Source organism: Amycolatopsis sp. NPDC003861, from assembly GCF_053605405.1.
Genome location: NZ_JBSGJD010000003.1, coordinates 74,063 through 96,882 on the forward strand (window position 1 = coordinate 74,063; position 22,820 = coordinate 96,882).

A 22,820-nucleotide genomic window follows, 5' to 3' on the forward strand; every position below is an offset into this window, starting at 1 on the left:
TGCGGCACAGTGCGCACCGATCTCATCAAGCCACTTCACGTCGCACTCCTGGAGAACGCGACCCGCTTCGCCGGCAAAACCGCCTTCGCCGACGACCACCGGGCCGTCACCTACGGCGACCTCGAGGCGCGGACGCGGCGGCTGGCCGGGCACCTGGCCGGCCTCGGCGTCCGGCACGGGGACCGGGTGGCGATCTGCCTCGGCAACCGGGTGTCCACTGTGGAGAGTTACTACGCGGTCCTGCGGGCGGGCGGCGTCGGCGTGCCGCTCAACCCCGGGGCGGCGACCGCCGAGCTCGAGCACCCGCTGGTCGACAGCGGCGCCACGGTCGTCATCACCGACGCGACCCAGGCGGCCCGGCTGCCGTTCGCGCCGCACGTCCAGGTGCTGGTGACCGGCGATGACGTCCCGGCGGGCGCGCACTCGTACGACGAACTCGCCGGCACCGAACCGGCCGAGCCCGCCGCGGACGACCTCGGCCTCGACGAACCGGCGTGGATGTTCTACACCTCCGGGACGACCGGACGGCCCAAGGGCGTCGTGTCGACCCAGCGCAACTGCCTGTGGTCCGTCGCGTCCTGCTACGTCCCGATCCCCGGGCTGAGCGACGAAGACCGGGTGCTCTGGCCGCTCCCGCTGTTCCACAGCCTTTCGCACATCGCCTGCGTCCTGTCCGCCACCGTGGTCGGCGCGACCGTCCGGATCGCCGACGGCAGCTCCGCCGACGACGTCATGCGGCTGCTGCAGGCCGAGGGCACGACGTTCCTGGCCGGCGTGCCGACCACCTACCACCACCTCGTGCGGGCCGCCCGCCAGAGCGGGTTCTCCGCCCCGAGCCTGCGCATCGGCCTGGCCGGGGGCGCGGTCCTCGGCGCCGGGCTGCGCAGCGACTTCGAAGAAACCTTCGGCGTCCCGCTGATCGACGCCTACGGCAGCACCGAGACCTGCGGGGCCATCACCATGAACCCGCCGGACGGCGCCCGGGTCGACGGCTCGTGCGGCCGGCCCGTGCCCGGCGTCGGCGTGCGCGTCGTCGACCCCGAGACCGGGCTCGAGGTCCCGGCCGGCCAGGAGGGCGAGGTCTGGGTCAGCGGGCCGAATGTCATGCTCGGCTACCACAACAGCCCGGAGGCGACCGCCGCGGCGATGCGCGACGGCTGGTTCCGCACCGGCGACCTGGCCCGCCGCGACGACGCCGGCTACTTCACCATCTGCGGCCGGATCAAGGAACTCGTCATCCGGGGCGGCGCGAACATCCACCCCGGCGAGATCGAAGCCGTCCTGCGCACGGCCGAGGGCGTCGCGGACGCGGCGGTCGGCGGCGTCCCGCACGACACGCTCGGCGAGGTGCCGGTCGCCTACGTGATCCCCGGGCCGGACGGGTTCGACGCGGGCGAGCTGATCGCGAAGTGCCGCGAACAGCTGTCCGCGTACAAGGTGCCCGAGCGGATCATCGAGGTCGCCCACATCCCGCGGACCGCGTCGGGCAAGGTCCGGCGGAACCTCCTGGCCGACGAGCCCGGTGCGCTGCGGTACGCCGCGGCCGAACACGAGGAGCAGTCCCGCTCCGCCGACGAGGCGGTCGCGACGGCGCTGCGGACGCGACTGTCCGGTTTGGACGAACGCGCGCAGGGCGAGCTCCTGGAAGACCTCGTCCGCACCCAGGCGGCCGACGTGCTGGGGCAGCCGGTCCCGGCCGGGCGCGCGTTCCGCGACCTCGGCTTCACCTCGCTGGCCATCGTCGAGCTGCGCAACCGGCTGACCGAGCACACCGGCCTCTGGCTGCCTGCCAGCGCCGTCTTCGACCACCCGACGCCGGCGGCGCTGGCCACCCGCGTCCGGGCCGAGCTGCTCGGGCTCACCCAGGACCTCGCCGAGCCGGTGGTGGCGGCCGCCCCGGACGAGCCGATCGCGATCGTCGGCATGGCGTGCCGGCTGCCGGGCGGTGTGACCTCCCCGGACGAGCTGTGGCGGCTGGTGGCCGAGCGCGTCGACGCCGTCTCGGCGTTCCCCGAGGACCGCGGCTGGGACCTCGACACCCTGATCGACCCGGACCGGGAACGCGCCGGGACGTCGTACGTCGGCCAGGGCGGCTTCCTGCACGACGCCGGCCAGTTCGACGCGGGCTTTTTCGGGATCTCGCCCCGTGAGGCCGTCGCGATGGACCCGCAGCAGCGGCTGCTGCTGGAGACGTCGTGGGAGGCCCTCGAGCACGCCGGCGTCGACCCGATCGCGTTGAAGGGCACCGACACCGGGGTGTTCTCCGGCCTGATGGGCCAGGGCTACGGAGCCGGTGCGGTGTCGCCGGAACTCGAAGGCTTCGTCACCACCGGGGTCGCGTCGAGCGTGGCCTCGGGCCGGGTGTCGTACGTGCTGGGCCTGGAGGGCCCGGCGGTCACCGTGGACACGGCGTGCTCGTCGTCGCTGGTCGCGATGCACCTCGCCGCGCAGGCGCTGCGACAGGGCGAGTGCTCGATGGCGCTGGCCGGCGGGGTCACCGTGATGGCGACGCCGGGGTCGTTCGTCGAGTTCTCCCGCCAGCGCGCGCTGGCCCCCGACGGGCGGTGCAAGGCCTTCGCGGCGGCGGCCGACGGCACCGGCTGGTCCGAAGGCGTCGGCGTGGTCGTCCTCGAGCGGCTTTCGGTGGCGCGGGAGCGCGGCCACCGGGTCCTCGCCGTGCTGCGCGGCAGCGCGGTCAACCAGGACGGCGCCTCGAACGGGCTCACCGCGCCGAACGGCCTCTCGCAGCAGCGGGTCATCCGCCGCGCGCTGGCCGCCGCGGGACTGGGACCGTCCGATGTGGACGTCGTCGAGGCGCACGGCACCGGGACGACCCTGGGTGACCCGATCGAGGCGCAGGCCCTGCTGGCCACCTACGGCCAGGAGCGCGAGACGCCGTTGTGGCTGGGGTCGCTGAAGTCGAACATCGGGCACGCGCAGGCGGCCGCGGGCGTCGCGGGCGTGATCAAGATGGTGCAGGCGCTGCGGCACGAGGTTCTGCCGCCGACACTGCATGTCGACAAACCGACTCTCGAGGTGGACTGGGCCGCCGGGGCCGTCGAACTGCTGACGGAAGCCCGCGAGTGGCCGCGCCACGGCCGGCCGCGCCGGGCCGGGGTGTCGTCGTTCGGCGTCAGCGGCACGAACGCGCACCTGATCATCGAGGAAGCCCCTGCCGAAGAGGCGGTCTCCACCTTGGAAGCCCCGGTGGTGCCGCTGGTGGTGTCGGCGCGCAGCAAGGAGGCGCTGTCCGGGCAGGCCGAACGGCTGGCGACGTTCCTCGAAGGAGACGCCTCGCTGACCGAGGTCGCTGCCGCGCTGGTGTCGCGGCGCGCGGTGCTGGACGAGCGCGCGGTCGTCGTGGCCGGTTCCCGCGAGGAAGCCGTGACCGGCCTGCGGAACCTGGTCCGCCGCGAAACCGGGACGCCGGGCAAGGTCGTGTGGGTCTTCCCCGGCCAGGGGACGCAGTGGGCCGGGATGGGCCGCGAGCTCCTCGACGCCTCGCCGGTGTTCGCCGAGCGGATCGCCGAGTGCGCGGCCGCGCTGGAGCCGTGGATCGACTGGTCGCTGCTGGACGTCCTCCGTGGCGAGGGTGACCTGGACCGGGTCGATGTGCTGCAGCCCGCGTGTTTCGCGGTGATGGTGGGTTTGGCCGCCGTGTGGGAGTCCGTGGGGGTGCGCCCGGACGCCGTCGTCGGCCACTCGCAGGGCGAGATCGCGGCCGCGTGTGTGTCGGGTGCGCTGTCGCTGGAAGACGCGGCCAAGGTGGTGGCCCTGCGCAGCCAGGCCATCGCGGCGGAACTCTCCGGCCGCGGCGGGATGGCTTCGGTCGCCCTGAGCGAGGATGACGTCGTCTCGCGGCTGGCGGACGGGGTCGAGGTGGCCGCCGTCAACGGGCCCACCTCGGTCGTGATCGCCGGGGACGCCCAGGCCCTCGACGAAACCCTGGACGTCCTGTCCGGCGAAGGAATCCGCGTGCGGCGGGTGGCCGTGGACTACGCGTCCCACACCCGGCACGTCGAAGACATCGAGGACACCCTGGCCGAGACCCTGGCCGGGATCCGCGCGCAGGCGCCGGTGGTGCCGTTCTACTCGACCGTCACGAGCGAGTGGATTCGCGACGCCGGTGTCCTGGACGGCGGCTACTGGTACCGGAACCTGCGCAACCAGGTCCGGTTCGGCGCGGCCGCGGCGGCGCTGCTCGACCACGGCCACACGGTGTTCGTCGAGGTCAGCGCGCACCCGGTGACGGTCCAGCCGCTGAGCGAGCTCACCGACGCGGTGGTCGTCGGGACCTTGCGGAGGGACGACGGCGGCCTGCGGCGCCTGCTGACCTCGATGGGCGAGGTGTTCACCGGCGGCGTCGATGTGGACTGGACCGCGGTGGTGCCCGCCGCCGGCTGGGTGGACCTGCCGGCCTACGCCTTCGACCACCGGCACTACTGGCTCGAACCGGCCGCCCCCGAGTCGGCCGGCGACCCCCTCCTGGGCACGATCGTCAGCTCGCCCGGCTCGGACCGCCTCACCGCCGTGGCCCGGTGGACGCGCCGGACGCAGCCCTGGGCGGCGGACGGCTTGGTGCCGAACGCGGCGCTGGTCGAGGCGGCCATCCGGCTCGGCGACCTGGCCGCCACCCCCTTCCTCGCCGACCTGACCATCGACACGCCGGTGGTGCTGCCGCAGCGCGGCGGCCGGGACGTCCAGCTGATCGTCGGCGAGCCCGGCGAGCAGCGGCGGCGGCCGATCGAGGTCTTCTCCCGCGAGGCGGACGAACCGTGGACGCGGCACGCCCACGGCACCCTTGCCCCTCCCGCCGCCGCCGAGGTGCCTGACCCGGCGGCGGCGGGAGTCGCCACCGACGTCACCGTCGACGGCCTGCGGGACGCCGACCGCTTCGGCATCCACCCCGCGCTGCTCGACGCGGCTGTCCGCACGGTCGTCGGCGACGACCTGCTGCCGTCCGTCTGGACCGGCGTGTCCCTGCTGGCTTCCGGGGCCACCGCGGTGACCGTGACGCCGACGGCGACCGGCCTGCGGCTGACCGACCCGGCCGGGCAGCCCGTCCTGACCGTCGACGCGGTGCACGGCACGTCGTTCGCGCGGGAACCGGGGACCACCGACGCGCTCTTCCGCGTCGACTGGACCGAAATCCCGCTTCCCGCGGGCGAAGCCGACTTCGTCACCCACGAAGCCACGTCGGTCGAGGGCACCCTCTCCGCGCTGCAGGCCTGGCTGGCGGACCCGGCGGAAACCCGGCTGGCCGTCGTCACCGGGGACGGCACCGAACCCGGCGCGGCCGCGATCTGGGGCCTGGTGCGCTCGGCGCAGTCGGAACACCCTGGCCGGATCGTCCTGGCCGACCTCGACGACCACGCCGCGCTGCCCGCCGTGGTGGCGAGCGGCGAACCCCAGGTCAGGGTGCGTGACGGCGTCGCTTCGGTGCCGCGGCTGGCCCGGGTGGCCCCGCTCCCGCAAGCGCGGCCGCTCGACCCCGAGGGCACCGTCCTGATCACCGGCGGTACCGGCACGCTCGGCGCGCTGACCGCCCGGCACCTCGTCACCGCGCACGGCGTCCGGCACCTGGTGCTGGTCAGCCGCCGCGGCGAGGCCCCCGAACTGCACGCCGAGCTGACCGCGCTCGGGGCGTCCGTCACCATCGCCGCCTGCGACGTGGCCGACCGGGCGCAACTCGAGGCCGTCCTGCGGGCGATCCCGGCCGAGCACCCGCTCACCGCCGTGATCCACACCGCCGGCGTGCTGGCCGACGGTGTCATCACCGAGCTGACCCCCGACCGGCTCGAAACCGTGCGGCGCCCGAAGGTCGACGCCGCCCGGCACCTGGACGAACTCACCCGAGACGCCGACCTCGCCGCGTTCGTGCTGTTCTCCTCGGCCGCGGGCGTGCTCGGCAACCCCGGCCAGGCCGGCTACGCGGCCGCCAACGCCGAGCTGGACGCGTTGGCGCATCAGCGAACCAGCCGGGGTCTGCCGGCCGTGTCCATCGCCTGGGGCTACTGGTCGGCGGTCAGCGGCATGACCGAGCACCTGGGGGCCGCCGACCTGCGGCGCAACCAGCGGATCGGCATGTCCGGCCTCCCCGCCGACGAAGGCATGGCCCTGCTGGACGCGGCCATCGGCACCGGCGGTGCGCTGGTCGCGGCCCAGTTCGACGTCGCCGCCCTGCGGGCGACGGCGAAGGCCGGCGGCCCGGTGCCGCCGCTGCTGCGCGGCCTGGCCCCGCTGCCGCGCCGGACCGCGGCCAAGACCGCGTCGCTGACCGAGCGGCTGGCCGGGCTGGCCGGGGCCGAGCAGGCCGCAACCCTGCTCGACCTGGTCCGGCGGCACGCCGCCGAGGTCCTCGGCCACTCCGGGGCCGAGTCCGTCCACTCCGGACGGACGTTCAAGGACGCCGGCTTCGACTCGCTGACCGCGGTCGAGCTGCGGAACCGCCTCGCGGCCGCGACCGGGCTCACCCTGTCCCCGGCGCTGATCTTCGACTACCCGAAGCCCCCGGCGCTCGCGGAACACCTGCGCACCAAGCTGTTCGGCGAAACCGCGCGGCGGCCGGCCGAGATCGGCACCGCCGTCGTGGACGAGCCGATCGCGATCGTGGCGATGGCCTGCCGGTTCCCCGGCGGCGTGCGCAGCCCCGAGGACCTGTGGCGGCTGGTCGCCGACGGCGTCGACGCGGTCACCGAGTTCCCCGCCGACCGCGGCTGGGACACCGACCGGCTCTACCACGAAGACCCCGACCACGAGGGCACCACGTACGTCCGGCACGGCGCCTTCCTCGACGACGCCGCCGGGTTCGACGCCGCCTTCTTCGGCATCTCGCCGAACGAGGCGCTCGCCATGGACCCGCAGCAGCGGCTGCTGCTGGAGACGTCCTGGGAACTGTTCGAGCGGGCCGCGATCGACCCGACCACCCTGGCCGGGCAGGACATCGGTGTCTTCGCCGGCGTCAACAGCCACGACTACAGCGTGCGGATGCACCGGGCCACCGGGGTCGAGGGCTTCCGGCTCACCGGCGGCTCGGCGAGCGTGCTCTCCGGCCGCGTCGCCTACCACTACGGCGTCGAAGGCCCGGCCGTCACGGTCGACACCGCGTGCTCGTCTTCGCTGGTCGCGCTGCACCTGGCGGTGCAGGCGCTGCAGCGCGGCGAGTGCTCGATGGCGCTGGCCGGCGGCGTGATGGTGATGGGCACGGTCGAGACGTTCGTCGAGTTCTCGCGGCAGCGCGGCCTGGCGCCGGACGGCCGGTGCAAGGCGTTCGCCGACGCCGCCGACGGCACCGGCTGGTCCGAGGGCGTCGGCCTGCTCCTGGTGGAGCGGCTGTCCGAGGCGAGGCGAAAGGGCCACCAGGTCCTGGCCGTGGTCCGCGGCTCGGCGGTCAACTCCGACGGCGCGTCCAACGGCCTGACCGCCCCGAACGGCCCGTCCCAGCAGCGCGTGATCCGCAAGGCCCTGGCCGCCGCCGGACTGTCCACTTCGGACGTCGACGCGGTGGAGGCGCACGGCACCGGGACCACCCTGGGCGACCCGATCGAGGCCGAGGCGCTGCTCGCCACCTACGGGCAGGATCGCGAGCAGCCGCTGTGGCTCGGGTCGGTGAAGTCGAACCTCGGGCACACGCAGGCCGCGGCCGGGGTCGCGGGCGTGATCAAGATGGTCATGGCCATGCGCCACGGCGTCCTGCCCAAGACGCTGCACGTCGACCGGCCGTCGTCCCACGTGGACTGGTCGGCCGGGGCGGTGGAGCTGCTCACCGAGGCCCGCGACTGGCCGGCCGGCGGCCACCCGCGCCGGGCGGGCGTGTCCTCGTTCGGCATCGGCGGCACCAACGCGCACGTCGTCCTCGAAGAGGTGCCGCAACCGGCCGGGACCGCGGTCCCGGAGCCGGCCGGGTTCCTGGTGCCGGTGCTGCTCTCCGCGCGTTCGGCGGCCGGACTGCGCGGACAGGCCGCGCGGCTCGCCGACTTCCTCGGCACCGAGGTGCGCGTCCCCGACGTCGCCCACGCGCTCGCCACCACGCGCGCCCAGTTCGACCACCGGGCCGTCGTCCTGGCCTCCGACCGGGACCAGCTCCGCGGCGACCTGGCCGCCTTCGGCCCCGGTGTGGTGTCCGGGACGCCGGTGGACGGCAAGCTGGCCGTCCTCTTCACCGGCCAGGGCAGCCAGTGGGTGGGCATGGGCCGCGAACTCGCCGAGACGTTCCCGGTCTTCCGCGACGCCTTCGAGGCCGCCTGCGCCGCCGTGGACGCGCACCTGGGCGGACGTCCGCTGCGCGAGGTCGTCTTCACCGACCGCGAGCTGCTCGACCGGACGATGTACACCCAGGGCGCGCTGTTCGCCGTGGAAACCGCGCTGTTCCGGCTCTTCGAGTCCTGGGGCGTCCGGCCGGACCTCCTGGCCGGCCACTCGATCGGCGAGCTCGCCGCCGCGCACGTGTCCGGCGTGCTGGACCTGGCCGAGGCGGGCGAACTGGTCGCCGCGCGCGGCCGCCTGATGCAGGCCCTGCCCGCGGGTGGCGCGATGGTGGCCGTCCAGGCGACCGAGGACGAGGTCGCGCCCCTGCTCGGCGCCGACGTCTGCGTCGCCGCGGTCAACGGCCCGGACTCGGTCGTGCTCTCCGGCGCCGAGGCCGCCGTGCTCGCCGCCGCGGCCGACCTGGCGGGCCGCGGCCGCAAGACGAAGCGGCTGACCGTCAGCCACGCCTTCCACTCGCCGCTGATGGAGCCGATGCTCGACGAGTTCCGGGCGGTCGCGGAACGCCTGACCTACCGGCCGGGGGCGCTGCCCGTCGTCTCGACGCTGACCGGGGAGATCGCGGCGCTCGACACCCCGGACTACTGGGTCCGCCAGGTGCGCGAGGCCGTGCGGTTCAGCGACGCCGTCACCGCGCTGAGCGGCCAGGGCGCGACGACGTACCTCGAACTCGGCCCGGGCGGGGCGCTCGCCGCCATGGCGCTCGGCACGCTCGGCGGGTCCGAGCAGAGCTGCGTCGCCACCCTGCGCAAGAACGGCGTGGAGGTCCCGGACGTCCTGACCGCGCTCGCCGAACTGCACGTCCGCGGCGTGACCGTGGACTGGACGGCCGTCATCGACCGGCCGGCGACGGCGGTCGGAACCGTTCTGCCCACCTACGCCTTCCAGCACCAGCGCTTCTGGGTCGACACCGACGACACCCCGGAAGTCGCCCCGCCTGCGGAGGCGGTCGCCGTTCGACCGGTGACCGACGTCCTCGAGCTGGTCCGGGAAAGCGCCGCGGTGGTGCTCGGGCACCGGGACGCCGACGCGTTCGACCTCGACCGGTCCTTCAAGGACCACGGGTTCGACTCCCTGAGCGCGATCAAGCTGCGCAACCGCCTGCGCGACTTCACCGGCGTCGACCTGCCCAGCACGCTGATCTTCGACTACCCGAACCCGGCCGTCCTCGCCGGCCACCTGCGGGCCGAGCTCGCGGGCGAGCGCCCGGCCGCGCCGGTCGTGGTGACGCGGGAGGTCTCCGACGAGCCGATCGCGATCGTCGGCATGAGCACCCGCCTGCCGGGCGGCGCGGACAGCCCCGAAGAGCTGTGGAACCTCGTCGCCGAAGGCCGGGACGCGATCACCGGCTTCCCCGTCGACCGCGGCTGGGACCTCGACGGCCTCTACCATCCCGACCCGGCCCACGCCGGGACGAGCTACACGCGCTCGGGCGGCTTCCTGCACGACGCGGCCCAGTTCGACGCCGGCCTCTTCGGCATTTCGCCGCGCGAAGCCCTCGCCATGGACCCGCAGCAGCGGCTGCTCCTGGAGACGTCGTGGGAGGCCCTCGAACGCGCGGGCGTCGACCCGCTCTCCGCGCGCGGCAGCGACGTCGGCGTCTTCACCGGGATCGTCCACCACGACTACGTGACGCGGCTGCGCGAAGTCCCCGAGGACGTCCAGGGCTACACGATGACCGGCACGGCTTCGAGCGTCGCGTCCGGCCGGGTGGCCTACGTCTTCGGCTTCGAGGGCCCGGCGGTCACCGTGGACACCGCGTGCTCGTCGTCGCTGGTCGCCATCCACCTCGCGGCGCAGGCGCTGCGGCAGGGCGAGTGCTCGATGGCGCTGGCCGGCGGCGCGACCGTGATGGCCAGCCCGGACGCCTTCCTGGAGTTCTCCCGCCAGCGCGGCCTGTCCGCCGACGGCCGGTGCAAGGCCTACGCGGAGGGCGCGGACGGCACGGGCTGGGCCGAGGGCGTCGGCGTGGTCGTGCTGGAACGGCTTTCGGTGGCGCAGGAACGCGGGCACCGGGTCCTGGCCGTGCTGCGCGGCAGTGCGGTGAACCAGGACGGCGCGTCCAACGGCCTGACCGCCCCGAACGGGCCGTCGCAGCAGCGGGTGATCCGCGGCGCGCTGGCTTCGGCCGGACTCGCCCCGTCCGATGTGGACGTCGTCGAAGGCCACGGCACCGGCACGGCGCTGGGTGACCCGATCGAGGTTCAGGCGCTGCTGGCCACCTACGGGCAGGACCGGGAAACGCCGCTGTGGCTCGGCTCGCTGAAGTCGAACATCGGGCACACGCAGGCCGCCGCCGGGGTGGTCGGCGTGATCAAGATGGTCATGGCCATGCGCAATGGCGTCATGCCGGCCACGCTGCACGCCGGCGAGCGCACGAGCCAGGTCGACTGGTCCGCGGGCGCGATCGAAGTCCTCACCGAGGCCCGGGAGTGGCCGCGCCCCGGGCGTCCGCGCCGGGCCGGCGTGTCCTCCTTCGGCGCCAGCGGCACGAACGCGCACCTGATCATCGAGGAAGGCCCGGATGCCGGTCTGCCGCGGCTTGTCGTGAGTGGTAAGGCGGGTTCTAACCCGCCTTACCACTCACGAGCGCCGCGGCAGGGCGCTCGTCCGGACCGGCCGGCGCTACCGGGTCGTGTACGTCAGGCAGTTCGCCGCGTGGCCGCCGTCGCCGGGGCCGACGCGGATGTTGTCCGCCGTGCACTCCAGTGACGAGTTGTGCCGGCAGTCCGTCCTCGAACACGCGCCGACCTGGGCCACTACCCGGTCCAAGCCGCCCTTCGTGTTCAGCGGGACGAAGGTTCCGCAGTCCGCCGACCCGTTGCCGCCGCCGACCGTGATGGCGAAGGCGTGGCAGCCGTCGTGGTTGTAGGAACAGCCGCTGACCGTGCACTCGTGCACGGCCGGCATCTCGGTGGTGGTCATCCGCTCTCCTGGTTCCGTGGTGGGAAAACAGTCGGTTCCCCGACGCTCCCACCCGGAACCGGGGCTCGCAACGCACGCGGCCCCGGCCGGGTGACAAACGCCCCCGATCGAGCGCCCGTTCCTCAGTCGGTGAGCGTGTTCGGGTCGCTCGTGCTCGGCCGCCCCGTCTCGACGTGCCCGGCCAGGCGGCGCAGGAAGCGCGGGTCGCGGTCCGACACGATCGAAACGTCGTACCAGTTGCCGCTGCGCCGGGTGTCCACCACCTCGACCACCCGCGCGCCCGGCCGCAGCAGCCGGGACGTCGAACGGCGGGTGTACGCGTCGGTCAGGGTGAGCCGCACCGGTGTCGGGCCGCTGTTGGTCAGGACCAGCGCCAGGTTGCCGCTGCGCCCCTCCGGGCGCGCGCTCACCTCGGGCCCGGCCAGGCCGCCGCGGAACTGCCGGACGAACCCGTTCGGACCGTGCGCGGTGTAGTCGTAACCCCCGGTCACCGGCAGCTTGGCGGCCAGCGAGCAGCCGGCGCCCGCGGTGTACGTCCGCGGGTCGCCCCCGGGCGAGGTGACGTAGAACGTCGCGCCCGCCCGGCCCTGGTTGACGAACGTCAGGTTCAAAGACGCCCCGACGTGCGCGTCGGCGGCGAGGTCGTACGGCAGCGCCCGCGCCGGCCGCACCCCGCGCTCCTGCTTCGGCAGCACCGCGTGCGCCGGGACGGCGGGCACGTAGTCCGGGTGCCGCAGGCGGTCCGGCGGCTCGTAGCCCGCGGTGTCCGGCAGGGCGGGCACCCGCGCGTCAGTTCGGGCGAAGTCGAACGCCGACGTCAGGTCGCCGCACACCGAGCGGCGCCAGGCCGTGATGTTGGGCTCGTGCACGCCGAAGCGCCGTTCGATGAACCGGATGATCGAGGTGTGGTCGAACGTCTCCGAACAGACGTAGCCGCCCTTGCTCCACGGCGACACCACCAGCATCGGCACGCGCTGGCCGAGCCCGTACGGGCCGGCCGGGTTCGCCGCCGAACCCGCGAAGATCTCCCCCGTGGTATCCACAGTGGACTGTCCGGCCGTCGCGTACGGCGGGACGACGTGGTCGAAGAAGCCGTCGTTCTCGTCGTAGGTGATGAACAGCGCGGTCTTGCTCCACACGTCCGGGTTCGCGGTGAGCGCGTCGAGGACCTGCGCGATGTACCAGGCGCCGTAGTTCACCGGCCAGTTCGGGTGTTCGCAGAACGCCTCGGGCGCGGTGATCCAGGAGACCTGCGGCAGCTTGCCGGCCTTGACGTCCGCGCGCAGCCGGTCGAAGTAGCCTTCGCCCGCCTTGGCGTTCGTGCCGGTGCGGGCCTTTTCGTACAGGGCGTCGCCGGGCTTCGCGTTGCGGTAGGAGTTGAAGTACAGCAACGAGTTGTCGCCGTAGTTGCCGCGGTAGGCGTCCTCGATCCAGCCCCAGCCGCCGGCGGCGTCGAGGCCGTCGCCGATGTCCTGGTAGATCTTCCAGGACACCCCGGCCTGTTCCAGGCGCTCGGGGTAGGTCGTCCAGGAGTAGCCCTTTTCGTCGTTGCCGAGGACCGGGCCGCCGCCCTTGCCGTCGTTGCCGGTGTACCCGGTCCACATGTAGTAGCGGTTCGGGTCGGTCGAGCCCATGAACGAGCAGTGGTAGGCGTCGCAGATGGTGAACGAGTCGGCGAGGGCGTAGTGGAACGGGATGTCCTCGCGGGTCAGGTACGCCATGGTGGTCGACCCCTTCGCGGGCACCCACTTGTCGTAGTGGCCCGCGTTCCACGCCGCGTGCGTGTCGTTCCAGCCGTGCGGGAGGTCCTGGATGAACTGCAGGCCCAGGTTGTCCGCTTCGGGGCGGAACGGCAGGATGTCGCGCTTGCCGTCCGACTGCGCCCAGACCGACTTGCCGTTCGCCAGGGTCACCGGCCGTGGGTCGCCGAAGCCGCGGACCCCGCGCAGCGTGCCGAAGTAGTGGTCGAACGACCGGTTTTCCTGCATCAGCACCACGATGTGCTCGACGTCGCGCAACGTCCCGGTCCGGTGGAAGGCGGGGATCTCCGCCGCGCGGGCGATGCTGGTGGACAGCGCGGAAAGGGCGGCGGTACCGCCGGCGAGCTGCAGAAAACGTCGTCGGTTGACGTCCGTCATGGGGACTCCGGGGGTGTCGTGGTGGCGAGCCGGGTCAGTATGGGCGGCGAAGAGCGAACCTGTCCCGGGACCGAGGCTAACGGCGGGCGAAAGCCTGGTTAACGCCTGCGAGCGGACAGGCTGTTGACAGAGATACGGAAGCAGGTACTAATGTAGCTATTCACTATGAATGACGTACCCAACCTGGCCCGGGACGAAGACGACCGGCTCTACTCCCCCGAGGTCCGCGGTGCACTGGCCGGATTCACGCTCGGCGAAGACACCGGCGTGCTCGAAGCCGCGGCCGCCGTCCGCACGGCCGCGCGGAGCCTCGAGGCGCTGCGCTCCCGGGGCACCGACAGCCGTGGCCTCAGCCCCGGCGCCCTCGACATCCTGATCCGGCTCGCCACCGGCGGCGCGCAGATCAAGGACCTCGCCGCGTCCGCCGCGGTGAGCTCCCGGAACGTGACGGGTCTGGTCGACACCCTCGAACGCGCCGGGCTCGCCGAGCGCGTGCCCGACTCGCGCGACCGGCGGGCGGTGCAAGTCCGGATCACCGCGGAGGGCCGGACGTGGCTGGAGGAGTTCCGTCGGCCGTCCCAGCTCGCCATGGCCGCGCTCTTCCGGGGTTTCACCGCCGCCGAGACGGCCCAGCTGCGGCACCTGTGCCTGCGGCTGGCCGAGAACCAATACCACCTCGCCCGCCACCTGGAGGACCGATGACCACGCAGACAAGGGAAACCGTGCGGGCCTACCACCGCGCCCGCTTCGACGGCGATGTTTCCGCGGCGGCCGCGCAATTGGCGTCCACCTTCACCTTCCGCAGCCCGCTGATCGAATCCGCCGACGCCCGCGGCCACCTGGCCGGGCTGGCGGGATTCGTCGGGATCGTCACGGGTGTCGACCTGATCAGCGAGCTCTACGGCGACACCGAAGCCACGCTCGTCTACGACGTGCACACCGCGACCCCGGTCGGCACGCAGCACACGGCGGAGCACTTCCGGTTGCGCGACGGGAAGATCGAAGCCATCACGCTGATTTTCGACGCCACGCGCTGGCACCCGCTGCTGGCGGCGATGACCCGCCCGGGCGCCCGGGTGGTGGAGACCACGGGCTGAGCTCGAACACCGGGCGGGCACCGCCGGGACCGGTGTACCCGGCGCCGGGGGCGGCAAACGCGGGGGGTTTCAGGCCCGTCTCCGCCCAGCGGAGGTCCGAGGGGGGTCGACCTGCGAGCGGAGACGGGAGTTCGGGGCCGGTACGGGGGCCGCCTCGCGGCGGAAGGCTCAACACGGCTCCAGCCGGACTGGTATTCCGTGAAGGCAAGGGGTGAGGCCCGGGGGCACCGCCGTACCGACACCCTGTACAACGTCCTGTCCCCGCTGGTGTTCCGGACTTCGAGCGTGACGTGCGTCGCTCAGCGGGCCACCACGGGCTGCCGCGTCCGGACCGCCCAGCGGGTCAACGCCGGCACGGGCGCGACGGCCGCGAGGAACACCAGCGCGACCAGCAGCCACCCCGGGCCGCCGAGCCCGCCGACGGCGAGGGTGAACACGCCGGGCCCGACCATCTGCACGGTGGCCGTGGCCGCTTCGGTCGCGCCTTGGTAGGCGCCCTTGGCGTCTTCGCGCATCAGCCGCACCGACAGGCCCCAATTGGCGGCCACGTACGCCAGCTCGCCGACGACGTGCAGCACCGCGGCCAGCCCGACCACCGCTACCGCGGCTGCGCCCGAGCCGCCGGACGTCGTGGCGAGCAGCACGCAGCTCGCCGCGAGCACCACACCGGACACCACCGCCGTCCGCGCGGCCTGGCCGGCCGTGCGGGCGAACCGGGCGAAGGGCACCTGGAACACCGCGATCCCCACCGAACTGACCACGACCACGACCCCGCCGAGGGCCGGCGGCAGGTGCGTCCGGCCGGACAGCCAGAGCGGCAGGCCGGCCGACAACATGGCCCAGCACAGCGAAAGCACGGCCGTGGCCGCGGTGACGCACAGGTACGGCCGGTCCTTCAGCACCGCCCGCGTCGCCGTCCGGACCGGGGTCCGGGCGGGTGCGGGCACGAGCAGGGTCGCGCCGGCGAGCACCAGGAAGCTGACGGCGTTCCCGGCGATGGCCAGGGTGTAGGCCCACCGCGCGTCGGCGGTGAGCACCAGGGCGCCGAGCCCGGCGCCGGCGGCGTACCCGACGTGCTGGGCCACCCGTTGCTGCGCCAGCAGGCGCACCCGTTCGGCGGGCTCGGTGACGAGCGCCGTGACGAGCGCGGTCCGCACCGCCGTGCCGCCGGTGGCCAAGGCGGTGAACGGCACCGTCACGGCCAGGAACGACCAGGTGCCGTCCACCGCGAGGTAGCCGGCCATCGCGGCGGCCCGCACGAGGGTGAGCACGACCAGCACCGGCCGCGCGCCCGCCCGGTCGGCGAAGGCGCCCAGCGGCACCGCGGCGGCCATGCCGACGGCGCTCGCCACGGAGAGTCCGGCGCCGACCGTGACCGGCGGGAGCCCGGCGATCCGGGTGAGGTACAGCGCCCAGATCGTGAACCAGAGGCCGTCGCCGAGCGCGGAAACCCCGCGGCCCCAGAGGAGACTTCGCATGCATCCACCCTTCACGAGGATGTGAAGGGTAGTTCCCGGTCGGCGCCGTCGGCAATCATCATTCACGTACTCGTGAAGCGTGCTAGGCTCGCGCGCGTCGGAAGGAACGGTGATGGGCGGACTGGTCGATGCGGGCAACGCGGTCCAGGGCGCGATCGTCGAGCTGACGCGCGAGCTGGCCGACCCGGTGCGGCTCACGGCCCTGCAGGTGCTGGCGGCGGAAGGCCCGCACACGATGGTGCAGCTGGCCGACGCGCTCGGGGTGACCGCACCCCGGCTGGGCAACCACTTGGCCCGCCTGCGGGCGGCCGGGCTGGTGACGGTCGAGCACACCGGGCGGCACGCGATGTACCGCGTCGGCCGCGAAGACCTCCTGGGCGTGCTCACCGCTCTCGCGCACTACGCCGGCAACGAGAGCATCGCGCCACCGGATCGGACGGAGTCGGGCGCGGACATCGCGCACACGTGTTACGACCACGCGGCGGGACGGCTCGGGGTGGCGGTGTTCGCCTTGCTCGTCTCGCGGGGAGCGCTGCGGCCACCGGACGGTTCCGCGGCGGACGTCGTCCTCGGCGACGACCTGTCGGCGTTCCGGGACCTCGGGGTCACCCCGGCGGAGGTGGCCCCGGGCCGCCGCCGCCCGGCGACGGCGTGTCTGGACCGGACCCACCGCGTCCCCCACCTCGGTGGCGTCCTCGGCCACGAAGTCCTGGAGGCGTTCCTGGCCGACGGTTTGGTCCGCCGGGGTACGGGAGACCGCGAGCTGCGGATCACCCCGCGGGGCCGCCGCCGGTTCGGCGCCCTGCTGCCTGGCTTCTGAGGGCCGTCAGCGGCGCCCGGAGCGCGACGCGGCGAGGTACTCCCGGTTCAGCGTCGCGATGCTCGCGAACGGAATCCCCTTCGGGCACGACGCCACGCACTCGCCCGTGTTCGTGCAGCCGCCGAAACCCTCGGCGTCCATCGTCTCCACCATGCCGAGAACCCGGCTCGCGCGTTCCGGGCCACCCTGCGGCAGCAGGCTCAGATGCGTCACCTTGGCCGCCGTGAACAGGGTCGCCGAGCCGTTGGGGCAGGCCGCCACGCAGGCGCCGCAGCCGATGCACGTGGCGTTGTCGAACGCCAGGTCCGCGTCCGGCTTGGGAACCGGTGTCGCGTGCGCGTCCGGGGCGCTTCCCGTCGGCGCGCTGACGTACCCGCCCGCCTGGACGATCCGGTCGAGCGCCGACCGGTCGACCACCAGGTCCTTGATGATCGGGAAACCCGCCGCGCGCCACGGTTCCACGTCGATCACGTCGCCGTCGGCGAAGGAGCGCAGGTGGAGCTGGCACGACGTCGTGCGCTCGGGGCCGTGGGCCCGGCCGTTGATCACCACGCCGCACGAGCCGCAGATGCCCTCGCGGCAGTCGTGGTCGAACGCCACCGGTTCGTCGCCCTCCTCGATCAGCCGCTGGTTCAGGACGTCCAGCAGCTCGAGGAACGACATCTCGGGGCTGACGTCGTCGACCGGGTAGGCGACCAGCCGCCCTTCCGCGGCCGGGCCGGCCTGCCGCCAGACGCGGACGGTGAGTTTCATGTGTAGCTCCGCTGGGTCGGGTGGACGTGCTCGAAAACCAGTTCTTCGCGGTGCAGCACCGGCTCGGCGCCGTACTCCCACGCGGCGACGTGCGCGAAGTTCTCGTCGTCCCGCAACGCCTCCCCCGAGGACGTCTGGTGTTCTTCGCGGAAGTGCCCGCCGCACGATTCCTCGCGCGCGAGGGCGTCGACGAGCATCAGTTCGGCCAGCTCCAGGAAGTCCGCGACGCGGTTGGCCTTCTCCAGCTCCTGGTTGAGTTCCGCGCCGCCGCCCGGGATGCGGACGTCCCGCCAGAACTCCGCCCGGAGCCCGGGCACCCGGTCGAGGGCCTTGCGCAGACCTTCGCGGGTGCGGGACATCCCGCAGTGGTCCCACATCAGCAGGCCCAGCTCGCGGTGGAACGAGTCGACCGACCGCGTCCCCCGGACCGCCAGGAGCCGGGAAATCCGTGCGCGCACCTCGGTCTCCACTTCGAGAGCCGCGGATTCGGGGACGTCGTCGAGCCGGGTGCTGCCGAGGTAGTCGTTCACCGTCGCCGGGAGCACGAAGTAGCCGTCGGCGAGGCCCTGCATCAGCGCCGACGCGCCGAGCCGGTTGGCGCCGTGGTCGGAGAAGTTCGCCTCGCCGATCACGAACAGCCCGGGGATGGTGCTCTGCAGGTCGTAGTCCACCCACAGCCCGCCCATCGTGTAGTGGATGGCCGGGTAGATCCGCATCGGCACCGCGTACGGGTCTTCCGCGGTGATGCGCTGGTACATGTCGAAGAGGTTGCCGTAGCGGGCTTCGATCGCGGGGCGGCCCAGCCGCGCGATCGCGTCGGCGAAGTCGAGGTAGACGCCGAGGCCGCCGGGACCGACGCCGAAGCCGGCGTCGCACACGTTCTTCGCCGCTCGCGAGGCGATGTCCCGCGGCACGAGGTTGCCGAAGCTCGGGTATAGGCGTTCGAGGTAGTAGTCGCGCTCGTCCTCGGGGATCTCCGCCGGCGGCCGGGTGTCCCCGGCCTGCTTCGGGACCCAGATGCGGCCGTCGTTGCGCAGCGACTCGCTCATCAGCGTCAGCTTCGACTGGTGCTCGCCCGACCGCGGGATGCACGTCGGATGGATCTGGGTGAAACACGGGTTCGCGAAGTACGCACCGCGTTTGTGCGCCCGCCAGATCGCGGTGGCGTTGGAGCCCTTCGCGTTCGTCGAGAGGGAGAAGACGTTGCCGTACCCACCGGTGGCGAGCACGACGGCGTCCGCGAGGTGCGTGGTGATCTCGCCGGTGACCAGGTCGCGCGCGACGATGCCGCGGGCCCGGCCGCCGGACACGACGAGGTCGAGCATCTCGGTGCGCGCGTGCAGCTCGACGTTTCCGGCGTCGATCTGCCGGGACAGCGCCTGGTACGCGCCGATCAGCAGCTGCTGGCCGGTCTGGCCGCGGGCGTAGAACGTCCGCTGCACCTGCACGCCGCCGAACGAGCGCGTGTCCAGCAGGCCGCCGTACTCGCGGGCGAACGGGACGCCCTGGGCCACGGCCTGGTCGATGATCTGCGCCGACACCTGGGCCAGCCGGTACACATTGGACTCCCGGGCCCGGAAGTCGCCGCCCTTGACCGTGTCGTGGAAGAGCCGGTACACCGAGTCGCCGTCGTTGCGGTAGTTCTTCGCCGCGTTGATGCCGCCCTGGGCGGCGACGGAGTGTGCGCGCCGCGGGGAATCCTGGAAGCAGAACTGGACGACGTGGTAGCCCTGCTCGGCCAGCGTCGCGCCGGCCGAGCCGCCGGCCAGGCCGGTGCCCACCACGATCACCCGGTGCCGGCGCCGGTTCGCCGGGTTCACCAGCTTCGCGGCGAACTTCCGTTCGTCCCAGCGCTGTTCCAGTGGAACGCGCGGCGTCTTGGTGTCGGCGATCGGGTCGCCCACGCGGTAGTCGGCCATCAGTGCACCAGTCCCGTCATGATCGCGACCGGGACGAGTGCGTAGCCGCCCGCGACCACGACCGCCGTCGTGCTGCCGAAGATCCGGATCGCGCGCTCCCGCCGCGGGCGGGTGACGCCGAGCGTGCGCGCGGCGCTCGCGAAGCCGTGGTGGATGTGCAGGCCCAGCATGGCCAGGGCGACGAGGTAGATCAGGTTGACCCACCAGACCTGGAAGTCCGCGACGAGGTTGTGGTACGGGTCGCCCGGGACGAAGTCCCGGTTCACCGTGCCGACGGTGAAGTCGAGGAGGTGCCAGACGACGAACACCGCGAGCGTGGCGCCGCCCCAGCGCATCGTCCGCACCGCGAAGGTCCCGTGCGACGGCGGCCGGTGGGCGTACCGCACCGGCCGGGCGCGGCGGTCGCGGCGGGCCAGTTGCACGGCCGCGGTGACGTGCAGGACCAGCGCGGCGAGCAGGACCGCGCGCTGGAGCCAGAGGAACCACTCTCGGCGCAGCACCGGTTCGCCGATCGTGCGCAGCCAGCCCGCGTAGTGGTTGAGGTCGCCGGCACCCAGGAACGTCTTGAGGTTGCCGACCATGTGCGCGAACACGAAGGCGAGCAGGAGCAGGCCGCTCACCGCCATGACGGCTTTCTTGCCGATCGTCGAGGCCCAGAAGCGCCGGACGGCGGAGCGCCGGTGCGGGGCGAGGGTGTTCACCACCCGATCGACGGTAAGAGCGCTTCGACCAGAGGTCAAAGACATGATAGCTCTCTTGTCGATAGGATGTGGCTATGCAGTTCCAGCAGCTCGCGTACTTCGTCGCCGTCGCGGAGCACCGCCACTTCACCCGCGCCGCCGAACAGGTGCGGGTGGCCCAGCCGTCGCTGTCCCAGCAGATCCGTGCGCTCGAACACGACCTCGGCGCCCCGCTGTTCCACCGGATCCGCGGCAACGTCACGCTCACCGAGGCCGGCGAGACGCTGCTGCCGATCGCGCGGCGGATCCTCGCCGACACCGAAACGGCGCGGCTGGCCATCCGCGAGCTGGCCGAGCTCGACCGCGGCCGGGTGCGGCTGGGGGCGCCGCCGAGCCTGTGCACCGGCCTGCTGCCCGCGATGCTCGCGGCGTTCCGCCGCCGGTACCCGGGCATCCAGCTGGAACTGCACGAAAGCGGGTCGGGCGACCTGCGGCAGCGGCTGGCCGAGGGCGCGCTGGACCTGGCGCTGCTGGCGGGCGCCCGGATCACCGCCGACGCCGGCCTGACGGCGACCCCGCTGCTGCTGGAGGAGCTGGTGGTGATCTCCGCCCCGGACGCGCCGGTCGCCGGCGACCGCCTCGGCATCGGGCAGCTCGCCGACGTCCCGCTGGTCATGTTCCGCCGCGGCTACGACGTCCGGGAGGCGACGGTCAACGCCTGCCGCGCGGCCGGGTTCGAGCCGTCGTTCGCGATCGAGGGTGGCGAGATGGACGCGGTGCTGGAACTGGTCCGCGCCGGGGTCGGCGCGGCGGTGGTGCCGAGCACGGTGGCCGGCGACCGGTTCCGGATGACCCGGTTCACGCCCGACGCGGGGATGACACGCGTGGTGCAGCTGGCCCACCGCGCCGATCTGGAACCGACCCGGGCGGTGCGCGCGCTGCGGGCGGCGATCGCGGGGTTCGTCGCCGACCGGGCCCGGCGGGCGAGCCTGCCGCCGGGCATCGAGTCCCTGGTGGACGAGGTCAGCTGAGGCCGAACCGCTCGGCGAACGCCGCCATCTCTTCCCGTCTGGGGCCGGGTTCCGCCGTGCCGGGCGTCACGACGATGCGGCTCACCCCTTGCCGGGCCAGCTCCTCGACGTCCTCCGTGGACATGTCGAGTGCACCCCAGCGCGTGTACTCGATGGTTTCCGGGTTGCGCGCGGTGGCCCGGACGAGCTCGAACTGGCGGCGGCGTTCGTCCGCGGTGAGCGCGCCGCCGGGGAAGTACCCGTCGCCACGGCGGCCGGCCCGGCGGGCCGCGGCCGTGCTCGAACCGCCGACGTGGATCGGCAACGTCCGGACGCCGACCGGCTTCGGGAAGCTGCAGGCGTCCTCGAAGGAGAAGAACTCGCCGGCGAAGGAGACGCCCTCTTCGCCGCCCGCCCAGAGCAGCCGCAGGACGTCGATGGCCTCGTCCGCCCGGCGGCCGCGGGTGGCGAAGTCGACGCCGGCCGCCCGTGCCTCCCCGGGCAGCGCGCCGACGCCGACGGTGAGCAGCCGCATGCGTCCGCCGGAGAGCACGTCGACCGTCGCGAGCCGCTTGGCCAACACGACCGGGTGGTGGTAGGGCAGCAGGATGCGGCTCGTGACGGCGGCAACGAAGCTGAGGCACTCCAAGGGGTCCGCGAACGGCAGCGACGGCGGCAGCGCCATCGCCCCGATCTTCGCGCCCGGGTACAGGGCGACGTGCTCCGGCAGGTACAACGACTCGAACCCGCACTCCTCCGCGTCCCGGGCGAACCCGGCGATCGTTTCCGGGCCGGCGCCGAAGAAGGGGGTGCGGTAACTGATTCCGAACTTCACCCACGGGAAGCTAAACGTTGCCGTGCACGTCAAGGCAACTTCGTCAAGCGGGTCAAAGCGGCGAACCCGTCGTCGGTCCCGGGCCAGTGGGCCCGCACGGCCTCGAGCCCGGCGCGGCGCACGACCGAGCGCAGGACGGCGCCGACGATGATGGCGTCGTCGGCGTACCCGAGCACCGGGATGAAGTCCGGCACCAGGTCGATCGGCAGCGCGAGGTAGGCCAGCAGGAGGCCGAGCCGGATCCGGACCCCGCGTGGCAGCGTCTTGTCGGCGGCCAGCCGGCGCACGAGCCGCAGCACGTCCGGCAGCAGCCGCAGCGCCTCCCGCAGCAGTCCCCCGCGCGGCCGGACGATCACGAGCGCGACGACGAGGGCGGCCCACGCGAACAGGAGGGCGGCCGCGACCCCGATCAGCAGGTCCCACCAGAACGCTCCCGTCACCCGCTCGAGATTACGGCCCCGGTCGTCACCGGCGACGAGTTGGCCGCCCTCGATCGCGCCGGAGCAGAAGCTGCAGGTCGTCGAGTGTTTGCGCGAGGCGGGCCGGATGACGGCGATGGTCGGCGACGGCGCGAACGACGCGGCGGCCATCCGCGCCGCAGACGTCGGCATCGGCGTGCGCGCCCGGGCCTCGACCGCCGCCCGCACCGCGGCCGACGTCGCGCTGACCGGCGATGACCTGACCGTGCTGCTGGAGGCGGTCGCGGAGGGCCGCGCGCTGTGGCGGAGCGTGTCGGACGCGGTGGTGATCCTGGTCGGCGGCGAGATCGGCTTCTCGGTGCTGGGCACCCTGCTCTCGGGCGACTCGCCGCTGGGCACCCGCCAGCTGCTGCTGGTCAACCTGCTGACGGACCTGTTCCCGGCGATGGCGGTCGCCGCCCGGCGTCCCCGGGCCTGAACC

Annotated in this window: 14 protein-coding genes; 6 read left to right on the plus strand and 8 right to left on the minus strand. The window is 73.4% G+C overall.

Annotated elements, in window-relative coordinates; translation table 11 throughout:
* Nucleotides 1-9 precede the first annotated feature (9 nt).
* Entirely contained in the window at nt 10-10,977 is a 10,968-nt protein-coding gene (locus ACWEVN_RS01765; RefSeq protein ID WP_452049844.1) for an SDR family NAD(P)-dependent oxidoreductase, read from the plus strand.
* On the opposite strand, the gene ACWEVN_RS01770 is transcribed toward ACWEVN_RS01765, so the two are convergent.
* Both ACWEVN_RS01770 and ACWEVN_RS01775 read right to left on the minus strand, forming a co-directional pair.
* On the minus strand, nt 10,891-11,190 hold the full coding sequence (locus tag ACWEVN_RS01770) for a DUF1540 domain-containing protein (RefSeq protein WP_191316165.1): 300 nt from the start codon (nt 11,188-11,190) through the stop codon (nt 10,891-10,893). The genes ACWEVN_RS01765 and ACWEVN_RS01770 overlap by 87 nt on opposite strands.
* A gap of 122 nt (nt 11,191-11,312) precedes the next feature.
* Nucleotides 11,313-13,328, minus strand: coding sequence for a phosphocholine-specific phospholipase C (locus tag ACWEVN_RS01775; protein ID WP_452049845.1), 2,016 nt, complete (start codon nt 13,326-13,328; stop codon nt 11,313-11,315).
* 165 nt (nt 13,329-13,493) lie between these two features.
* Between ACWEVN_RS01775 and ACWEVN_RS01780 the strand changes: the two genes are divergently transcribed.
* The gene (locus tag ACWEVN_RS01780) at nt 13,494-14,030 is read left to right on the plus strand and encodes a MarR family winged helix-turn-helix transcriptional regulator (protein ID WP_452049846.1); all 537 of its coding nucleotides are present in this window, start codon (nt 13,494-13,496) and stop codon (nt 14,028-14,030) included.
* Nucleotides 14,027-14,425 (plus strand): hypothetical protein, encoded by a 399-nt coding sequence (locus ACWEVN_RS01785; RefSeq protein ID WP_452049847.1) that lies wholly within the window; start codon nt 14,027-14,029, stop codon nt 14,423-14,425. Before ACWEVN_RS01780 ends, ACWEVN_RS01785 begins: the two co-directional genes overlap by 4 nt.
* 299 nt (nt 14,426-14,724) lie before the next feature.
* Here the strand turns inward: ACWEVN_RS01785 and ACWEVN_RS01790 are convergent, their stop codons facing one another.
* On the minus strand, nt 14,725-15,903 hold the full coding sequence (locus tag ACWEVN_RS01790) for an MFS transporter (RefSeq protein ID WP_452049848.1): 1,179 nt from the start codon (nt 15,901-15,903) through the stop codon (nt 14,725-14,727).
* Between the two features lie 112 nt (nt 15,904-16,015).
* Between ACWEVN_RS01790 and ACWEVN_RS01795 the strand changes: the two genes are divergently transcribed.
* Entirely contained in the window at nt 16,016-16,723 is a 708-nt protein-coding gene (locus tag ACWEVN_RS01795; RefSeq protein ID WP_452049849.1) for an ArsR/SmtB family transcription factor, read from the plus strand.
* 6 nt (nt 16,724-16,729) lie between these two features.
* Here ACWEVN_RS01795 and ACWEVN_RS01800 read toward each other — a convergent pair whose 3' ends face one another.
* The 3 genes from ACWEVN_RS01800 to ACWEVN_RS01810 are packed head-to-tail and all read right to left on the minus strand — an operon-like array spanning nt 16,730 to nt 20,099.
* Nucleotides 16,730-17,476, minus strand: coding sequence for a succinate dehydrogenase/fumarate reductase iron-sulfur subunit (locus tag ACWEVN_RS01800; protein ID WP_452049850.1), 747 nt, complete (start codon nt 17,474-17,476; stop codon nt 16,730-16,732).
* Nucleotides 17,473-19,395 (minus strand): fumarate reductase/succinate dehydrogenase flavoprotein subunit, encoded by a 1,923-nt coding sequence (locus ACWEVN_RS01805; protein WP_452049851.1) that lies wholly within the window; start codon nt 19,393-19,395, stop codon nt 17,473-17,475. The genes ACWEVN_RS01800 and ACWEVN_RS01805 overlap by 4 nt, the downstream gene beginning before the upstream one ends.
* Nucleotides 19,395-20,099, minus strand: a complete 705-nt coding sequence (locus tag ACWEVN_RS01810) for a succinate dehydrogenase cytochrome b subunit (RefSeq protein WP_452049852.1) — start codon at nt 20,097-20,099, stop codon at nt 19,395-19,397. The genes ACWEVN_RS01805 and ACWEVN_RS01810 overlap by 1 nt, the downstream gene beginning before the upstream one ends.
* A 71-nt stretch (nt 20,100-20,170) precedes the next feature.
* Here ACWEVN_RS01810 and ACWEVN_RS01815 point away from each other — a divergent pair, with 71 nt between their 5' ends.
* Complete coding sequence (locus ACWEVN_RS01815; protein WP_452049853.1) at nt 20,171-21,106, plus strand: LysR family transcriptional regulator; 936 nt, start codon at nt 20,171-20,173, stop codon at nt 21,104-21,106.
* On the opposite strand, the gene ACWEVN_RS01820 is transcribed toward ACWEVN_RS01815, so the two are convergent.
* Complete coding sequence (locus ACWEVN_RS01820; RefSeq protein ID WP_452049854.1) at nt 21,099-21,920, minus strand: TIGR03619 family F420-dependent LLM class oxidoreductase; 822 nt, start codon at nt 21,918-21,920, stop codon at nt 21,099-21,101. The two genes, ACWEVN_RS01815 and ACWEVN_RS01820, sit on opposite strands and share 8 nt — an antisense overlap.
* A 29-nt stretch (nt 21,921-21,949) precedes the next feature.
* Nucleotides 21,950-22,360: a YkvA family protein gene (locus ACWEVN_RS01825; protein ID WP_452049855.1), complete on the minus strand. Its 411-nt coding sequence runs from the start codon at nt 22,358-22,360 to the stop codon at nt 21,950-21,952.
* 106 nt (nt 22,361-22,466) lie between these two features.
* On the opposite strand from ACWEVN_RS01825, the gene ACWEVN_RS01830 reads away from it, so the two are divergent.
* Nucleotides 22,467-22,817: a hypothetical protein gene (locus ACWEVN_RS01830; protein ID WP_452049856.1), complete on the plus strand. Its 351-nt coding sequence runs from the start codon at nt 22,467-22,469 to the stop codon at nt 22,815-22,817.
* Nucleotides 22,818-22,820: the final 3 nt, after the last annotated feature.